The organism is Burkholderia dolosa, assembly GCF_902499135.1.
GTDB lineage: Bacteria > Pseudomonadota > Gammaproteobacteria > Burkholderiales > Burkholderiaceae > Burkholderia > Burkholderia dolosa.
The window spans coordinates 1-13,936 of the sequence record NZ_CABVPR010000023.1 but is presented as its reverse complement, the minus strand read 5'-3'; the positions used below and the strand labels follow the sequence as shown (position 1 = coordinate 13,936).

Annotated in this window: 14 protein-coding genes and 1 tRNA gene; 5 read left to right on the top strand and 10 right to left on the bottom strand. The window is 67.3% G+C overall.

The features are described from left to right. Positions 1-41 precede the first annotated feature (41 nt). Complete coding sequence (locus BUB20358_RS12585) at positions 42-1,535, bottom strand: chloride channel protein (RefSeq protein ID WP_035972874.1); 1,494 nt, start codon at positions 1,533-1,535, stop codon at positions 42-44. A 167-nt stretch (positions 1,536-1,702) separates the two neighbouring features. Here BUB20358_RS12585 and waaC point away from each other — a divergent pair, with 167 nt between their 5' ends. Then, positions 1,703-2,701, top strand: a complete 999-nt coding sequence (waaC, locus tag BUB20358_RS12580; protein WP_035972873.1) for a lipopolysaccharide heptosyltransferase I — start codon at positions 1,703-1,705, stop codon at positions 2,699-2,701. Positions 2,702-2,720: 19 nt separating this feature from the next. On the opposite strand, the gene BUB20358_RS12575 is transcribed toward waaC, so the two are convergent. From BUB20358_RS12575 to rph, 9 genes are all read right to left on the bottom strand, one after another. Further along, entirely contained in the window at positions 2,721-2,900 is a 180-nt protein-coding gene (locus BUB20358_RS12575; RefSeq protein WP_035972871.1) for a hypothetical protein, read from the bottom strand. Between the two features lie 104 nt (positions 2,901-3,004). After that, complete coding sequence (locus BUB20358_RS12570; protein ID WP_006764917.1) at positions 3,005-4,315, bottom strand: MFS transporter; 1,311 nt, start codon at positions 4,313-4,315, stop codon at positions 3,005-3,007. A gap of 293 nt (positions 4,316-4,608) precedes the next feature. Continuing rightward, entirely contained in the window at positions 4,609-5,097 is a 489-nt protein-coding gene (locus tag BUB20358_RS12565) for an energy transducer TonB family protein (RefSeq protein WP_035972868.1), read from the bottom strand. Positions 5,098-5,384: 287 nt separating this feature from the next. Next, on the bottom strand, positions 5,385-5,678 hold the full coding sequence (locus BUB20358_RS12560) for a hypothetical protein (protein WP_006764915.1): 294 nt from the start codon (positions 5,676-5,678) through the stop codon (positions 5,385-5,387). 157 nt (positions 5,679-5,835) lie between these two features. After that, positions 5,836-6,234, bottom strand: coding sequence for a hypothetical protein (locus BUB20358_RS12555; RefSeq protein WP_035972867.1), 399 nt, complete (start codon positions 6,232-6,234; stop codon positions 5,836-5,838). A gap of 168 nt (positions 6,235-6,402) precedes the next feature. Then, positions 6,403-6,490 (bottom strand) — tRNA-Ser (locus tag BUB20358_RS12550). A gap of 42 nt (positions 6,491-6,532) precedes the next feature. Then, positions 6,533-7,747 carry a radical SAM family heme chaperone HemW gene (gene hemW / locus BUB20358_RS12545; RefSeq protein ID WP_006764913.1) on the bottom strand — a complete coding sequence of 405 codons (1,215 nt, stop codon included), beginning with the start codon at positions 7,745-7,747 and terminating at the stop codon, positions 6,533-6,535. Between the two features lie 34 nt (positions 7,748-7,781). Beyond that, complete coding sequence (rdgB, locus tag BUB20358_RS12540) at positions 7,782-8,408, bottom strand: RdgB/HAM1 family non-canonical purine NTP pyrophosphatase (RefSeq protein WP_035973405.1); 627 nt, start codon at positions 8,406-8,408, stop codon at positions 7,782-7,784. Then, positions 8,401-9,141 carry a ribonuclease PH gene (rph, locus tag BUB20358_RS12535; RefSeq protein ID WP_006764911.1) on the bottom strand — a complete coding sequence of 247 codons (741 nt, stop codon included), beginning with the start codon at positions 9,139-9,141 and terminating at the stop codon, positions 8,401-8,403. The genes rdgB and rph overlap by 8 nt, the downstream gene beginning before the upstream one ends. Before the next feature lie 172 nt (positions 9,142-9,313). On the opposite strand from rph, the gene BUB20358_RS12530 reads away from it, so the two are divergent. The 4 genes from BUB20358_RS12530 to BUB20358_RS12515 all read left to right on the top strand — a co-directional run bounded on the left by BUB20358_RS12530 (position 9,314) and on the right by BUB20358_RS12515 (position 13,722). Continuing rightward, positions 9,314-10,237: a YicC/YloC family endoribonuclease gene (locus tag BUB20358_RS12530; RefSeq protein WP_035972866.1), complete on the top strand. Its 924-nt coding sequence runs from the start codon at positions 9,314-9,316 to the stop codon at positions 10,235-10,237. Between the two features lie 109 nt (positions 10,238-10,346). After that, entirely contained in the window at positions 10,347-11,030 is a 684-nt protein-coding gene (gene gmk, locus BUB20358_RS12525; RefSeq protein WP_006764909.1) for a guanylate kinase, read from the top strand. A 58-nt stretch (positions 11,031-11,088) separates the two neighbouring features. Continuing rightward, positions 11,089-11,292: a DNA-directed RNA polymerase subunit omega gene (gene rpoZ / locus BUB20358_RS12520; RefSeq protein ID WP_006025620.1), complete on the top strand. Its 204-nt coding sequence runs from the start codon at positions 11,089-11,091 to the stop codon at positions 11,290-11,292. A 63-nt stretch (positions 11,293-11,355) separates the two neighbouring features. Then, positions 11,356-13,722: a RelA/SpoT family protein gene (locus BUB20358_RS12515; protein ID WP_006764908.1), complete on the top strand. Its 2,367-nt coding sequence runs from the start codon at positions 11,356-11,358 to the stop codon at positions 13,720-13,722. The last annotated feature ends 214 nt before the right edge of the window (positions 13,723-13,936 follow it).

Sequence of the window (13,936 nt, the reverse complement as noted above, 5' to 3'; positions counted from 1 at the left end):
CCGGCCCGGCCTGTGTATTACCGGCCGGCGCCCGTGGTCATCTATTGAGCATCGCGCGGCCTGTCGCCGCTCGCGGGTCCGCTCGAATCGGCCGCGGCCGGTGCGCTGTCGCCGTCGTCGCGCAGCGTGTCGAGCGGATCGGCGGGCGCGGCGGCCGCATCCTGCGGTTCGGTGACGCTCGTCGTCGCCGTCGCTGCTGCGGCGGCGGATTCGGCAGCAGCAGCCGGCGGCGCGAGATAGCGCAGCGCGAGCGTTTCGTACAGCGGCGGCGCGAAGAAGCGCGACACGCGGCTCGACACCAGAGCGGTGGCCATCAGCGAAATCACGAGCGAATGCCCGTTGATCATTTCCATCACGATCACGAACGACGTGATCGGCGACTGCGTGACTGCGGCGAGGTAGCCGACCATCGCGAGCGCGATCAGCATCGGCAGGCTCATGCCGTCGAACACGACGTGCAGCAGGTTGCCGAAACCGGCGCCGATGGACAGCGACGGCGCGAAGATCCCGCCCGGCACGCCGGGCAGGTACGACGCGACCATCGACACCATCTTCAGGAACGGATACAGCATGGACAGCCGTTCGTGGCCGTCGAGCAGCCCGCGCGCTTCCGCGTAGCCGCTGCCGAACGTCGTGCCGCCCGACACGAGGCCGGCGACGGCGATCACGAAGCCGCACAGCGCGGCGAACGCGATCGGCCGCTCGCGATACAGGCCGAGCACGCGGCCGGGCAGCCAGCGTCCGGTATTGAGCAGCAGCCAGCAGAACAGGCCGCCCGCGATACCCGTCACGATCGCGGTGACGAGCACCGCGGCCGCGAGCAGCTTCGGGAATTGCGGACCGGTGTCGATCGTGCCGAAGTACGTGTAGTTGCCGTTCAGGCCGAGCGCGACGACGCCGGCCAGAATGATCGCGGTGATCAGCACGCCGCTCGCACGCGACGAGAAGCTGCGGGTCAGTTCTTCGATCGCGAACACGATCCCGGCGAGCGGCGTATTGAACGCGGCCGACAGCCCGGCCGCCGCGCCGGCCAGCACGAGCTGACGCTCGATCTGCGCGTTCGAGCGCGGATAGAAGCGCCGCAGGTTGAACATCAGCGCCGCGCCGACTTGCACGGTCGGGCCCTCGCGACCGATCGTGAAGCCGCCGAGAATGCCGAGGAACGAAATCAGCACCTTGCCGAACAGGATGCGCAACGTGAGCAGCCGCGCGCCGAATGCGCCGGGACGCGCATGCAGCGTCGCGATGACTTGCGGGATGCCGCTCCCTTCGGCGCCGCGGAAGAAGCGCCGCGTCAGCCATGCCGACGCCGCGGCGATCGCCGGCGTCAGCAGCAGCGGCAGCCACGGCGCGTGATCGCGCATCGTGCGGAAGGTGTCGTAGCCCCAATCGATCAGCCGCGCATAGAGCACGGCCGCGAGGCCGACGGCGATCGCGCCGAGCCAGAACACGCCATATTGGCGCCAGATTCGCAAAGAGCGGCGGGTGAGGGCGGGAAACAGCGCGGGGAGGGCGGAAAGGGCGGGACGGGGCATCGGCACGGGCCGGAGGCAAAGAACGCATTATAAGAAGAACCGGCCGCCACGGACGCGACAAATTTCCACGAAAACGATACATTTCGTTGCAAATGTAATGCGGACGTAATGTCCGTACCCCGTAACCGTCGTTAGCATGCCGAATGGCCGGCCATTCCCCACACAACGTGAAACGCATCCTCATCGTGAAAGTGACGTCGCTTGGCGACGTCGTCCAGACACTGCCCGTCGTTGCAGACATTCATCGCGCCTTTCCCGGCGTGACGGTCGATTGGGCGGTGGACGAGTCCTGCGCCGAGGTCGTGCGCTGGCATCCTGGCGTCGCGAACGTGTTGTGCGCGCCGCTGCGCCGATTCAAGAAGCTGCGCAACGGCGGCGATCTGAAGGCGATTTCCGCATCGATCGGCGCATTGCGCACGCATCGCTACGATGCAGTCATCGATCTGCACGGTGTATACAAGAGCGCGATCATTTCCGCGCTCGCGCGTGCGCGGCGTCGCTTCGGCTACCAGACGCAGGATCTCGGCGAGACGGGCGCGCGCTTCGCCTATTCGGATCGCTTCGGTCCGCGGCCGCACTGCGACGCGTGGCACGGCATGCGCGTGAGCGCCGGCGAGGCGCTCGGCTACGTGCCGGAAGGCGTCGCCGACTACGGGATCGTTGCGCCGCAGGATGCGAAGCTGCCGGCTGCCGTGACCGATGGTGCGCCGTTCATGCTGCTGTTCCACGCGACGTCGAATCCCGACAAGAAATGGCCGGCCGACCGCTGGGCCGCGCTCGCCGCGAAGATGATGGCGCGCGGCGTGCGCGTGCTGGTGCCTTGGGGATCGAGTGCCGAGCATGACGATGCGCGGGACATCGCCGCGCGCGCGCCGGGCGCCGTCGTGCTGCCCGCGATGTCGGTGCGCGAGCTCGGCGCGGCGATCGGCCGCGCTGCACTCGTCGTGGGCGTCGATACGGGGTTCGTGCACATGGCCCGCGCGCTGCAACGGCCGGCCGTGATGATTTTCGTCGCGACGTCGCGCCACCATTGCGGGATCGGCGGCGCACCGAACGCATTGTCGATCGGCGACCCCGGCGCGATACCGTCGGTTGCCGACGCGCTCGAAGCAATCGACGCGGTGTGCGCCGCGCACGAGCCGCGGCTCGCGCGGCTCACCGCGTGACGCGGCGCGGCGCCGCCCGTCAAGCGAGCAGCGCCTCGAAGGTCAGCACCGCCGCGATCGCCGCCACGTTGGCAAGCAGCGCTTCGAGCAGCAGCCCGCGCCACGTCTTCGGCCGGAAGCGCAGCGCGAGCAGCAGCGCGGCGCCCAGCGCGAGCGCCAGGATCAGGATCAAATCGGCGTTGCCGAGGCGGACGTTCATGGCGGCGGCTCCTTCTGTAGCGGATCCCGTGGGTGCGCAGCGGCGCACCCAGCACCGAGTATAGGCAGAGCCCGCCGCCGCACAACCCGGGTCGCCCCGGACGTTCACACGAGCGACGCGTCGCGCGTCTCGCGCATCAGCAGCACGCCGACGAGGCTGATCGCCGCCGCGACCGACACATAGCCGCCGACCCACGACAGCCCGCCGCGCGCCGCGAGCAACTGCGCAATGTACGGCGCGATCGACGCACCCAGAATGCCGCCGAGGTTGTACGCGACGCCGGCGCCCGTATAGCGGACGTTCGTCGGGAATAGCTCCGGCAGCAGCGCGCCCATCGGCGCGAACGTGACGCCCATCAGGAACAGCTCGAGCGTCAGGAACAGCGCGACCAGCGGCATCGAGCCGCTGCCGAGCAGCGGCGCCATCGCGAAACCCGACAGCAGCGCGGCGATTGCGCCGGCCACCAGCACCGGCTTGCGGCCGAAGCGGTCCGACGCCCATGCCGACAGCGGCGTGGCGAGCCCCATGAACACGACCGCGAAACACAGCAGCCCGAGGAAGCTCTGACGCGGAATATGCAGCGTCGACACGCCGTACGACAGCGAGAACACCGTCGAGATATAGAACAGCGTGTAGCAGACGACCATCGCGAGCGCGCCGAGCAGCGTCGGCCGCCAGTGCTGCGTGACGAGCGTCGCGACCGGCACGCGCACGCGCTCGTTGCGCTCGAGCGCGGCCTGGAACGCGGGCGTTTCGGCGATCTTGAGCCGCACGTACAAGCCGACCGCGACGAGCACCGCGCTCACGAGGAACGGGATGCGCCAGCCCCAGCTGCGGAACTGATCGTCGGACAGCGACAGCGCGAGCGCGAAAAACAGCCCGTTCGACATCAGGAAGCCGACCGACGGGCCGAGCTGCGGGAACATGCCGAACCAGCCGCGCTTGCCTTGCGGCGCATGCTCGGTCGCGAGCAATGCCGCGCCGCCCCATTCGCCGCCGAGGCCGATTCCCTGACCGAAGCGCAGCACGCACAGCAGCACCGGTGCAAGCGTGCCGATCGCGTCGTAGCCGGGCACGAAGCCGATTGCGGTGGTCGAGATGCCCATCACGAGCAGCGATGCGACGAGCGTCGACTTGCGGCCGATCCGGTCGCCGAAGTGCCCAAACAGGAACGAGCCGATCGGGCGTGCGACGAATGCGATGCCGAACGTGACGAACGCGGACAGTGCCTGCGCGGTCGTGGAGCCGTTCGGGAAGAACACGGGACCGATGACGAGCGCCGCGGCGGTCGCATACACGTAGAAATCGTAGAACTCGATCGCGGTGCCGATGAAGCTTGCGAACACGATGCGCCGGTGGCTAGCGGCGCCGGCCGAACCGGTTGCATGTGCAACGGCCGGGGGAGATGCGGACATGGATGTCTCCGTTTTGTCGTGGGGCGGTCGGCTGTCCATGCGTTCCGGCAGGCGGAAACACCTGCCGATGACAGCCGAGCAAATGAAGCGGTGGCGGCGTGGACGCGCGCTGGCGCGGGACGTCACCCGCCGGTCGACGATGGAGACGGGTACGTCGCCGCCGCCCGGTGCCGGCGTGGTCGGCTCGCATGCCGGGTGCGGCGTACGAACGCGCGCGCGGGAGGATGGCCGCGCGAAGTGCGGAAAATTATAGCGAGCGCGGCCGCGCGCGGGCAATCGCGGGCCGCGAGCGTTCAGTCGAGCGACTGCGCCTGTGCCGACGCCGTGCTTTGCAACTGGAAGCGGCCGTCGTCGTTGAAGAGCCAGCCTTCCATTACCTCGACCTGGCCGTTGCCGTCGAGCAGCCGCGACGGCGGCGGCGGCAGCGGGGCCGAGCGGCGCAGCGACGCGAGCGCGAGCGCTTCCGCTTCGCTGTCGCCGTTGCTCCGGTAGACGGACGCGTTCACGACGCGGCCGCTGCGGTCGACGGTGAACGCGACGACGACCAGCGAACGCAGCATTGCCTGCGGCGTGCCGCGCAGCATGCCCGACGGATTGCGCTCCGCGACGCGCCGCGCAATTTCGACGCGGTACTGTTCGGCGCTTGCGCTGCGCGTGACCGACGGAATCGTGACGATCGCATGCGGCGACGGCGGCGTGATCGTGCAGGCGGCAAGCGCGGAGACCGCGACCAGCGCGGCGACGCGCAGCCGGTCGACGTTCGGACGGGAAAGGGCGCGCATGGAATGACGGCCGGGAGTGACGATAAAAAAATGATAGGCGCCCGGCGTCGCGGCGATATCGGGAGAAACGCATAATGCGCGATGTCGCGATCGCTGATGGACCGGCGCTCGCCGGCCGGTGTGCGTCGTGCCGTCACGCGTCGCGCAGACCGCGGTGCGCATGCCACGCCGGCACGCGCATGCGTGTTGTCTACCGACGTGCATCGGTCGCCGTCACGTTCGAGCTGAACGGCCGCCTGTTGCAAAACCGAAACCTGCTGCATGCGGCGCGCCGCTCGCGGCCCGCTTCAATACCCGTGCGTAACGAGCGACAGAACCGACAGGTCCGGATGTGTGCCGTCGACGATGCTCTTGCCGATATGCACCGCTTCGCGAACGGCTTCGTCGACGCTTGCGAAGCTTTCCTCGCCGTCCGCGTGGAACGGCACCGCGTGACCGGGCAGCGCCGGATTCGCGCCCGGATGACACACATAGCCGGTGTATGTGTAGCGCGTGTCGCTGCCGGGCGCGTGGCCCGGTACGACATGGATTTCGAAGCCTTCGTAATCGACGTGTTCGGTCGCGGTCGACAGTTCGGTCATGGCGGTCTCCGTGTGCCGCGCGCACCGGTCGCGCGTGCGGCATCGAACAGGCGGCGGTCGTGTCGCCGTGCTGATCGAATTCTAGGCGATGGCGGCGCAGACGGAAGACCGCCGGCGCGTCATGGTCGCGGCAGCGCCCCGCGCGCCGGGTCGATCGTCATTGCTTGCAGCGCGCGTCTTTTCGCTGCACGACGAGGATCACCGGATAGCTTCGGCCGTGATCGAGTTCGACCGGCGCGACGACGGTCAGCGTCGTCGGGTCCGAATCGTCGTACACGCTGACCTGTTCGTTGCGGATATACGTGACGCCGGTGCAGTTCGATGCGCGTCCGTCGTCGGACACCTTGCACTGGAGCTCGTTGTCCTTCAGATAGTTGTACGGCGTCGGGCTGGCCAGATATTCGCGCAGGCTGCGCGGCGAGCCGCCGACGCCTTTCACGTACGCGATCGCGCACGACTGCGTCTGCGCGTCGCCGGCAGGCGTCGTATCGGCGAGCGCGGGCGTGCCGGCGGCGGCAAGCAGGGCGGCGAGCGACGAGGCGAGGAAGGACTTCATCACATGGTTTCCCGTTTCGCGGATCGGAGCGCGGGATTGTAACGGGATCCGGCGCGCGGCGCGGCGCCGTCGAGACGGTCTTGAAACCCGAACCGCGGAGCGCGCGGCGCGGGCCCGATAAACGAAAACCCCGTCATTCGAAGAATGGACGGGGTTCGGTGAACTTCCTGGCGGAAGCGGTGAGATTCGAACTCACGGACGGTTTCCCGTCGCTGGTTTTCAAGACCAGTGCCTTAAACCGCTCGGCCACGCTTCCACACGAGGCGGCATTGTAACCGAAATGCCGCCGCGCTCATCGTCAATCGTCGCGCAGGAACAGTTCCTGCAGATCGTTCAGGAAACGCTGGCCGAGCGGCGTCGGCGCGATCCGCGTGAAGTCGCGCACGATCAGTCCGCGCCGTTCCGCTTCCTGCAGCGCCGGCTCGATCGTGCTCATCGGCAGGCCGGTACGTTCGATGAAGCTGTGCACCGGAAAGCCGTCGACGAGCCGCAGCGTGTTCAGCATGAATTCGAACGGCAGATCGCGCGCGCCGACTTCGCGTTCTTCCTGTACCGGCGTGCCGGCCATCGCATGCTCGATGAAGGCGGCCGGATGCTTGTAGCGCGCCTGCCGCAGGATCCGGTTCGGAAACGACAGCTTCGTATGCGCACCCGCGCCGATCCCGAGATAGTCGCCGAAGCGCCAGTAGTTCAGGTTGTGCTTGCACTGACGATTCGGCTTCGCGTATGCGGACACCTCGTACCGCTCGTAGCCGGCCTCCGCCGTGCGCGCGTGGATCCATTCCTGCATGTCGGCCGACGCGTCGTCGTCGGGCACCGCGGGCGGGAACTTCGCGAACAGCGTGTTCGGCTCGAGCGTCAGGTGATACAGCGACAGATGCGGCGGCGCGAACGACAGCGCGGTCTCGATGTCGGCGCGGCATTCGTCGAACGTCTGGTTCGGCAGCGCGAACATCAGGTCCAGATTGAAGTTGTCGAACGTCTTCGCGGCGATCTCGACTGCGGCGCGCGCCTGCGCGGTGTCGTGAATGCGGCCGAGCGCCTTCAGATGCGCTTCGTTGAAGCTCTGGATCCCGACCGACAGCCGGTTCACGCCGCTCGCGCGGAACTGCGCGAACTTCGCGGCTTCGAACGTGCCGGGATTCGCCTCGAGCGTGATCTCGGCGTCGGCGTCGAGCGGCAGCAGCGCGCGCACGTCGGACAGCAGCCGGTCGAGGCCGGCCGCCGACAGCAGGCTCGGCGTGCCGCCGCCGATGAACACCGTATGCACCTGGCGTCCCCATACGAGCGGCAGCGCGTGTTCGAGATCGGCGCGCAGCGCGTCGAGATAGTCGCTTTCCGGGAAGCGCTCGCCTTTCCACTCGTGCGAATTGAAATCGCAGTACGGGCATTTGCGCACGCACCACGGGAAATGCACGTACAGCGCGAGCGGCGGCAGCGACGTCAGTCGCACCTGGCCGGGCGACGTGAACGTCGCGACGACGCGTGCACCGGTTTGCGCGGCCTGGCTCATCTGTCCTCCCGCAGCGCGCGGATATCGGCGGCGTTCATGCTTCCTCCGTGAGCCGCGCCAGCAGCGCGTTCAACGCGAGCGCGCGATGGCTGTGCGCATTCTTCACGTCCGGCTCGAGTTCGGCCGCCGTCGCACCGAGCGACGGCAGATAGAAATGCGGGTCGTATCCGAAGCCGTGCGCGCCGCGCGGCGTGTCGACGATCTCGCCGGTCCAGCGGCCTTCGGCGAACAGCGGCTCCGGATCGTCCGGATGGCGAACGAGCGCGAGCACGCAGCAGTAGTACGCACGCCGGTCGTCGACGCCGCGCAGCTGCTCGACGAGATACGCGTTGTTCGCCGCGTCGCCTTTGTCGCGGCCCGCGCGCTGCGCGTAGCGCGCGGAATAGACGCCGGGCGCGCCGCGCAGCGCGCGCACGCAGAGCCCCGAATCGTCGGCGATCGCGGGCAGCCCGGTGAGCCGCGACGCGTGCCGCGCCTTCGTCAGCGCATTCTCGATGAACGTGCCGAACGGCTCTTCCGCCTCGGGCACCGCCAGCTCGCCCTGCGGGACGATCTCGATGCCGACCGTCGAGAACAGCGCGGCGAACTCGCGCAGCTTGCCGGGATTGTTCGACGCGAGAACGATGCGCGACAGCGGCGCGCCGATGCGATCGTCAGACATGGCCGGCACCCAGTACGTCCTTCTGCAGCTGCACGAGCCGGCCGATCCCGCTTTGCGCGAGGTCGAGCAGCGCGTTCATCTCGGCGCGCGAGAACGGCGCGCCTTCGGCCGTGCCCTGCACTTCGACGAAGCCGCCGGCGCCGGTCATCACGACGTTCATGTCGGTGTCGCAGCGCGAGTCTTCCGCATAGTCGAGATCGAGCACGGGCACGCCTTCGTACACGCCGACCGAGATCGCTGCGACGTGGTCGGTGATCGGCGAGCGCACGAGCTTGCCGGCCGCGATCAGCGTCGACACCGCATCGTGCGCGGCGACGAAGGCGCCGGTGATGCTCGCCGTGCGCGTGCCGCCGTCGGCCTGGGTCACGTCGCAGTCGATATGGATCGTGCGCGGGCCGAGCGCTTCCAGGTCGAACACCGCGCGCAGCGCGCGGCCGATCAGGCGCTGGATTTCCTGCGTACGGCCGGTCTGCTTGCCGCGTGCGGCCTCGCGGTCGCTGCGCGTGTGCGTCGCGCGCGGCAGCATTCCGTACTCGGCGGTCAACCAGCCTTGTCCGCGATCGCGCAGGAAGTCGGGCACGCGTTCGGCGACGCTCGCGGTGCAGATCACCTTGGTGTCGCCGAATTCGACGAGCACGGAGCCTTCCGCGTGTTTCGTGTAGTGGCGCGTGAGCGCGACCTTGCGCAGTTCGTCGGCGCGGCGGCCGCTCGGGCGGGAAAACGTGGACGTCATGGGGGAATCTTGGACGGAGACGAAACCCCGATTCTAGCGCCGAACGGCGCGGTTGCCCGGCGGGGGACGGCGCAAAAATGGGATAATGCGCGCTTCCCGCCCCGCGCTTTCCGATGCGCCGGGCGCCTCGACATATTCCCGCCCGCAAGGGCACCAGACGGCGAGACGAACCATGATCTACAGCATGACGGGCTACGCGAGCGCGACGCGTGAACTCGCGACGGCCGCCGGCAACGGCGGCACCAGCGTGTCGGTCGAACTGCGCACCGTGAACTCGCGCTTCCTCGACCTGAATTTCCGCATGCCGGACGACGTGCGCGCATGCGAGCCCGCACTGCGCGAAATGCTGATGAACAAGCTGTCGCGCGGGAAGGTCGACGTGCGCATCAACCTGCAGCGCGGCGAACAGAGCATCGGCGCGGGCGCGCTGAATCAGTCGGCGCTCGGCCAGCTCGCCGAACTCGAGCGCGCGGTGCTCGACACGTTCCCCGGCGTCGGCCGCCTGCGCGCCGGCGAGATCCTGCGCTGGCCGGGCGTGCTCGCGGAGAGCGGCGTGTCGGCGGACGCGATTCGCGACGCGGTGCTCGCGTGCGGCAAGGAAGCGATCGCCGAACTCGTCGTCGTGCGCTCGCGCGAAGGCGCGCAACTGGCGACGATGCTGCTGTCGAACGTCACGGAAATGGAAGCGATCGTCGCGCGCATTACGCCGCTCGTGCCGGAGCTGATCGCGAAGCATCAGCAGAAGATCGTCGAGCGGCTGCAGGAAGCGCTCGGCATCGCGGCGCCCGAAGGCAGCGCGACGATCGTGACGCGCGAGGAAGCCGCGGAGCGCATCCGGCAGGAAGTGACGATGTACGGCATCCGGATCGACATCGCGGAAGAGCTGTCGCGGCTCACCGCGCACCTGAACGAAACGCGTCACGTGATCGAGAAGGGCGGCCGTGTCGGCAAGCGTCTCGACTTCATGATGCAGGAACTGAATCGCGAAGCGAACACGCTCGGCTCGAAGGCGGCGGCGAAGGAACTCGCCGACGCGTCGATGGCGCTGAAGCTGCTGATCGAACAGATGCGCGAGCAAGTGCAAAACCTGGAGTAACCGAAATGAAACGACCCCCACGTTCACGACGTCCGTTCGGCGCGACGCAGCGCGGCGCGCTGCGCAACGCCGATTCGGCAGCATGCGGCCCGGCGCGACGGAGGCTGACATGACCGACTCCCACCGCGACGGCCACGCATCGCATTCGCTGCACGGCGGCGTCTATCCCGGCAATCTGTTCATGGTCGTCGCGCCGTCCGGCGCCGGCAAGTCGACGCTCGTGAATGCGCTGCTGTCGAAGGACCGCGACATCTGCCTGTCGATTTCGTACACGACGCGCAAGCCGCGTCCGGGCGAGCAGGACGGCCAGCACTACCACTTCACGACGGTCGAGGACTTCCGCGCACGCCACGCGGCGCACGAGTTCCTCGAGAGCGCGGAAGTGCACGGCAACTATTACGGCACGTCGCGCGTCTGGATCGAAGAGCAGATGAAGAACGGCCACGACGTGCTGCTCGAGATCGACTGGCAGGGCGCGCAACAGGTGAAGAAGCAGTTCCGCAACGCGGTCGGCATCTTCATCCTGCCGCCGTCGCTCGATGCGCTCGAGGAGCGCCTGAAAAAGCGCGGCCAGGACGAGCCGAACGTGATCACGCGGCGGCTGCTCGCCGCGGGCAGCGAGATGGCGCACGCGTCGGAAGCGGAGTACGTGGTGATCAACGAGAACTTCGATCGCGCGCTGGCCGAACTCGAATGCATCGTCGCGGCGACGCGTCTGCGCTTTGCTTCGCAGTACGCGCGACACGCGGAGCTGTTCATCGAACTCGGCATCCATCTGCCCCATGCGGAATGACGCGAGGGTCGAGGGACATAAGGTAGAATAAGGACTATATTCAGAAGGAATTACCAACATGGCTCGCATTACCGTCGAAGACTGCCTGAAGCAAATCCCGAATCGCTTCGAACTGGCGCTCGCCGCCACTTATCGCGCGCGGCAGCTCGCGCAAGGCCATACGCCGAAGATCGAAAGCCGCGACAAGCCGACCGTCGTCGCGCTGCGCGAGATCGCCGCCGGCCAGGTCGGCGTCGAGATGTTGAAGAAGGTGCCGGTGTAACGCGCACCCGGCCCGATCCAGCCATGTAGTCCCTGCGCGCAACGATTTGACCTGGAGGCGAATATGAGCACCACCCCATCGTCCGCCTCCGCGGAGTCGACCACCGAAGCCACGGTCCGGTCGCCTGCGCGCCAGTACATCGACGCGGTCCTCGAACAGTCCTTCCGGCATCTGTTCGGGCCGACCGCCACGCCGGAGCAGCCGCGCAAGCACGGCGTCGTTTCGATCGCGAAACTGACCGCCGCGCTTGCCGAGTATCTCCCTCCGGACGAAATCAAAGAGGTCAAGGCGGCGTTCCACTTCAGCGACGAAGCCCACCTCGGTCAATATCGCCAGAGCGGCGAACCCTACATCACTCATCCCGTCGCCGTCGCCGAAATCTGCGCCGGCTGGAAGCTCGATGCGCAGGCCGTGATGGCGGCGCTGCTGCACGACGTGATGGAAGACCAGGGCGTGACCAAGAGCGAGCTCGCCGAGCGGTTCGGTCCGAAGGTCGCCGAACTCGTCGACGGCCTGTCGAAGCTCGACAAGATGGAATTCCGCAGCCGCGAGGAAGCGCAGGCGGAGAACTTCCGCAAGATGCTGCTCGCAATGGCGCGCGACGTGCGCGTGATCCTGGTGAAGCTCGCCGATCGCCTGCACAACATGCGTACGCTCGGCGCCGTGCCGATGGAGAAGCGTCGCCGCGTCGCGCGCGAGACGCTCGACATCTATGCACCGATCGCGCACCGTCTCGGGCTGAACAACACGTATCGCGAGCTGCAGGACATGAGCTTCGCGAACTTCAACCCGCATCGCTACGCGACGCTCGAGAAGGCGGTGAAGGCCGCGCGCGGCAATCGTCGCGAAGTGATCGGCAAGATTCTCGAGGCCGCGCAACGCGCGATGACCGACGCGAAGATCGATGCTGAGATCACCGGCCGCGAAAAGACGATCTACAGCATCTACCGCAAGATGCGCGACAAGCAGCTGTCGTTCTCGCAGGTGCTCGACGTGTACGGCTTTCGCGTCGTCGTCGACAGCCCGCTCGACTGCTATACGTGCATCGGCGCACTGCACGCGCTGTACAAGCCGGTACCCGGCAAGTTCAAGGATTACATCGCGATTCCGAAGATCAACGGGTACCAGTCGCTGCACACGACGCTCGTCGGTCCGTTCGGCGCGCCGATCGAATTCCAGGTACGCACGCGCAAGATGCACGAGATCGCCGAGGCCGGTGTCGCCGCGCACTGGCTGTACAAGAACGGCGGCGCGGATCTGAACGACGTGCAGAAGCGCGCGCATCAGTGGCTGAAATCGCTGCTCGACATCCAGAGCGAAGCCGGCGATTCGAGCGAATTCCTCGAACACGTGAAGATCGACCTGTTCCCCGACGCGGTCTACGTGTTCACGCCGAAGTCGAAGATCATGGCGCTGCCGCGCGGCGCAACGGCGCTCGACTTCGCGTATTCGATCCATAGCGATCTCGGCAACCAGTGCGTGGCCGTGAAGATCAACAACGAACTGCTGCCGCTGCGTACCGAGCTGAAGAGCGGCGACATCGTCGAGGTGATCACCGCGCCGTACTCGAAGCCGAACCCGGCGTGGCTCGGCTTCGTGCGCACCGGCAAGGCGCGCTCGGCGATTCGTCACTACCTGAAGACGATGCGCCTGAACGAGTCCGTGCAGCTCGGCGAGCGGCTCGTCGATCAGAGCCTGAAGGGTTACGGTCTCGCACTCGCCGACGTTGCACCGGAAGTGTGGGAGAAGCTCGTGCAGTGGACGGGCAACAAGAGCCGTCAGGAGATTTTCGCGGATATCGGTCTCGGCCGCCGTGTCGCCGCGGTGATGGCCAAGCGCATCGAGGTGCTGATGAGCGGGCGCGACGCCGACGACGATCTGCCGCGCGCCGAGCGGCATCCCGCGCATCATGCGCCGCCGGTGGTGATTACCGGCACCGAAGGGATGTCCGTGCAGCTGTCTGCGTGTTGCCGGCCGATTCCGGGCGACGCGATCATGGGTTACATCGGCATCGGCCTCGGGATGGCGATCCATACGACGGATTGCCGCGTCGCGCAGCGCATCCATCGCCGTGATCCGGGCCGCTGGATCGACGTCGAATGGGCGCCGCAGCCGGGCCGGCTGTTCGATGTCGCGGTGAAGGCGCTCGTGAAGAATACGAAGGGGATTTTCGCGCGCGTGGCCGCCGACATCACGTCGGCCGATGCGAACATCGTGCACATCGCGATGGACGAGGATCTGACGCACGAGTCGACGGTGCTGCGCTTCGTGATCCAGGTCAGCGACCGCGTGCACCTTGCGAACGTGATGCGGCGGGTGCGGACCAATCCGGACGTGATGCGGATCATGCGCGAGCGGTCGACGGACGACGGTGCGCATGCGCGCCACGACGGCGGCATGCGTATCGAACGCGAACGGCAGGATTACTGACGCGTTCCGTGGCGACACGATTCGACGGCGGCCCGGCGGGCCGCCGTTTTTCATTGGAGCCGGCGCGGGCGTGAAAGCGACGGCGCGAAAAGGGAGGAGCAAAAGAAAAAGGGCCTTCCCGGAGGAAGGCCCTTCTGAGGTGGCGCGGCTGGCAGGATTCGAACCCACGACCCCTTGGTTCGTAGCCAAGTACTCTATCCAACTGAGCTACAGC

Coding starts and splice junctions, on each gene's coding strand:
- BUB20358_RS12585 (WP_035972874.1), bottom strand. CDS start 1,535: ATGCCCCGTCCCGCCCTTTCCGCCCTCCCCGCGCTGTTTCCCGCCCTC.
- BUB20358_RS12575 (WP_035972871.1), bottom strand. CDS start 2,900: ATGAACGTCCGCCTCGGCAACGCCGATTTGATCCTGATCCTGGCGCTC.
- BUB20358_RS12570 (WP_006764917.1), bottom strand. CDS start 4,315: ATGTCCGCATCTCCCCCGGCCGTTGCACATGCAACCGGTTCGGCCGGC.
- BUB20358_RS12565 (WP_035972868.1), bottom strand. CDS start 5,097: ATGCGCGCCCTTTCCCGTCCGAACGTCGACCGGCTGCGCGTCGCCGCG.
- BUB20358_RS12560 (WP_006764915.1), bottom strand. CDS start 5,678: ATGACCGAACTGTCGACCGCGACCGAACACGTCGATTACGAAGGCTTC.
- BUB20358_RS12555 (WP_035972867.1), bottom strand. CDS start 6,234: ATGAAGTCCTTCCTCGCCTCGTCGCTCGCCGCCCTGCTTGCCGCCGCC.
- hemW (WP_006764913.1), bottom strand. CDS start 7,747: ATGAGCCAGGCCGCGCAAACCGGTGCACGCGTCGTCGCGACGTTCACG.
- rdgB (WP_035973405.1), bottom strand. CDS start 8,408: ATGTCTGACGATCGCATCGGCGCGCCGCTGTCGCGCATCGTTCTCGCG.
- rph (WP_006764911.1), bottom strand. CDS start 9,141: ATGACGTCCACGTTTTCCCGCCCGAGCGGCCGCCGCGCCGACGAACTG.
- BUB20358_RS12530 (WP_035972866.1), top strand. CDS start 9,314: ATGATCTACAGCATGACGGGCTACGCGAGCGCGACGCGTGAACTCGCG.
- gmk (WP_006764909.1), top strand. CDS start 10,347: ATGACCGACTCCCACCGCGACGGCCACGCATCGCATTCGCTGCACGGC.
- rpoZ (WP_006025620.1), top strand. CDS start 11,089: ATGGCTCGCATTACCGTCGAAGACTGCCTGAAGCAAATCCCGAATCGC.
- BUB20358_RS12515 (WP_006764908.1), top strand. CDS start 11,356: ATGAGCACCACCCCATCGTCCGCCTCCGCGGAGTCGACCACCGAAGCC.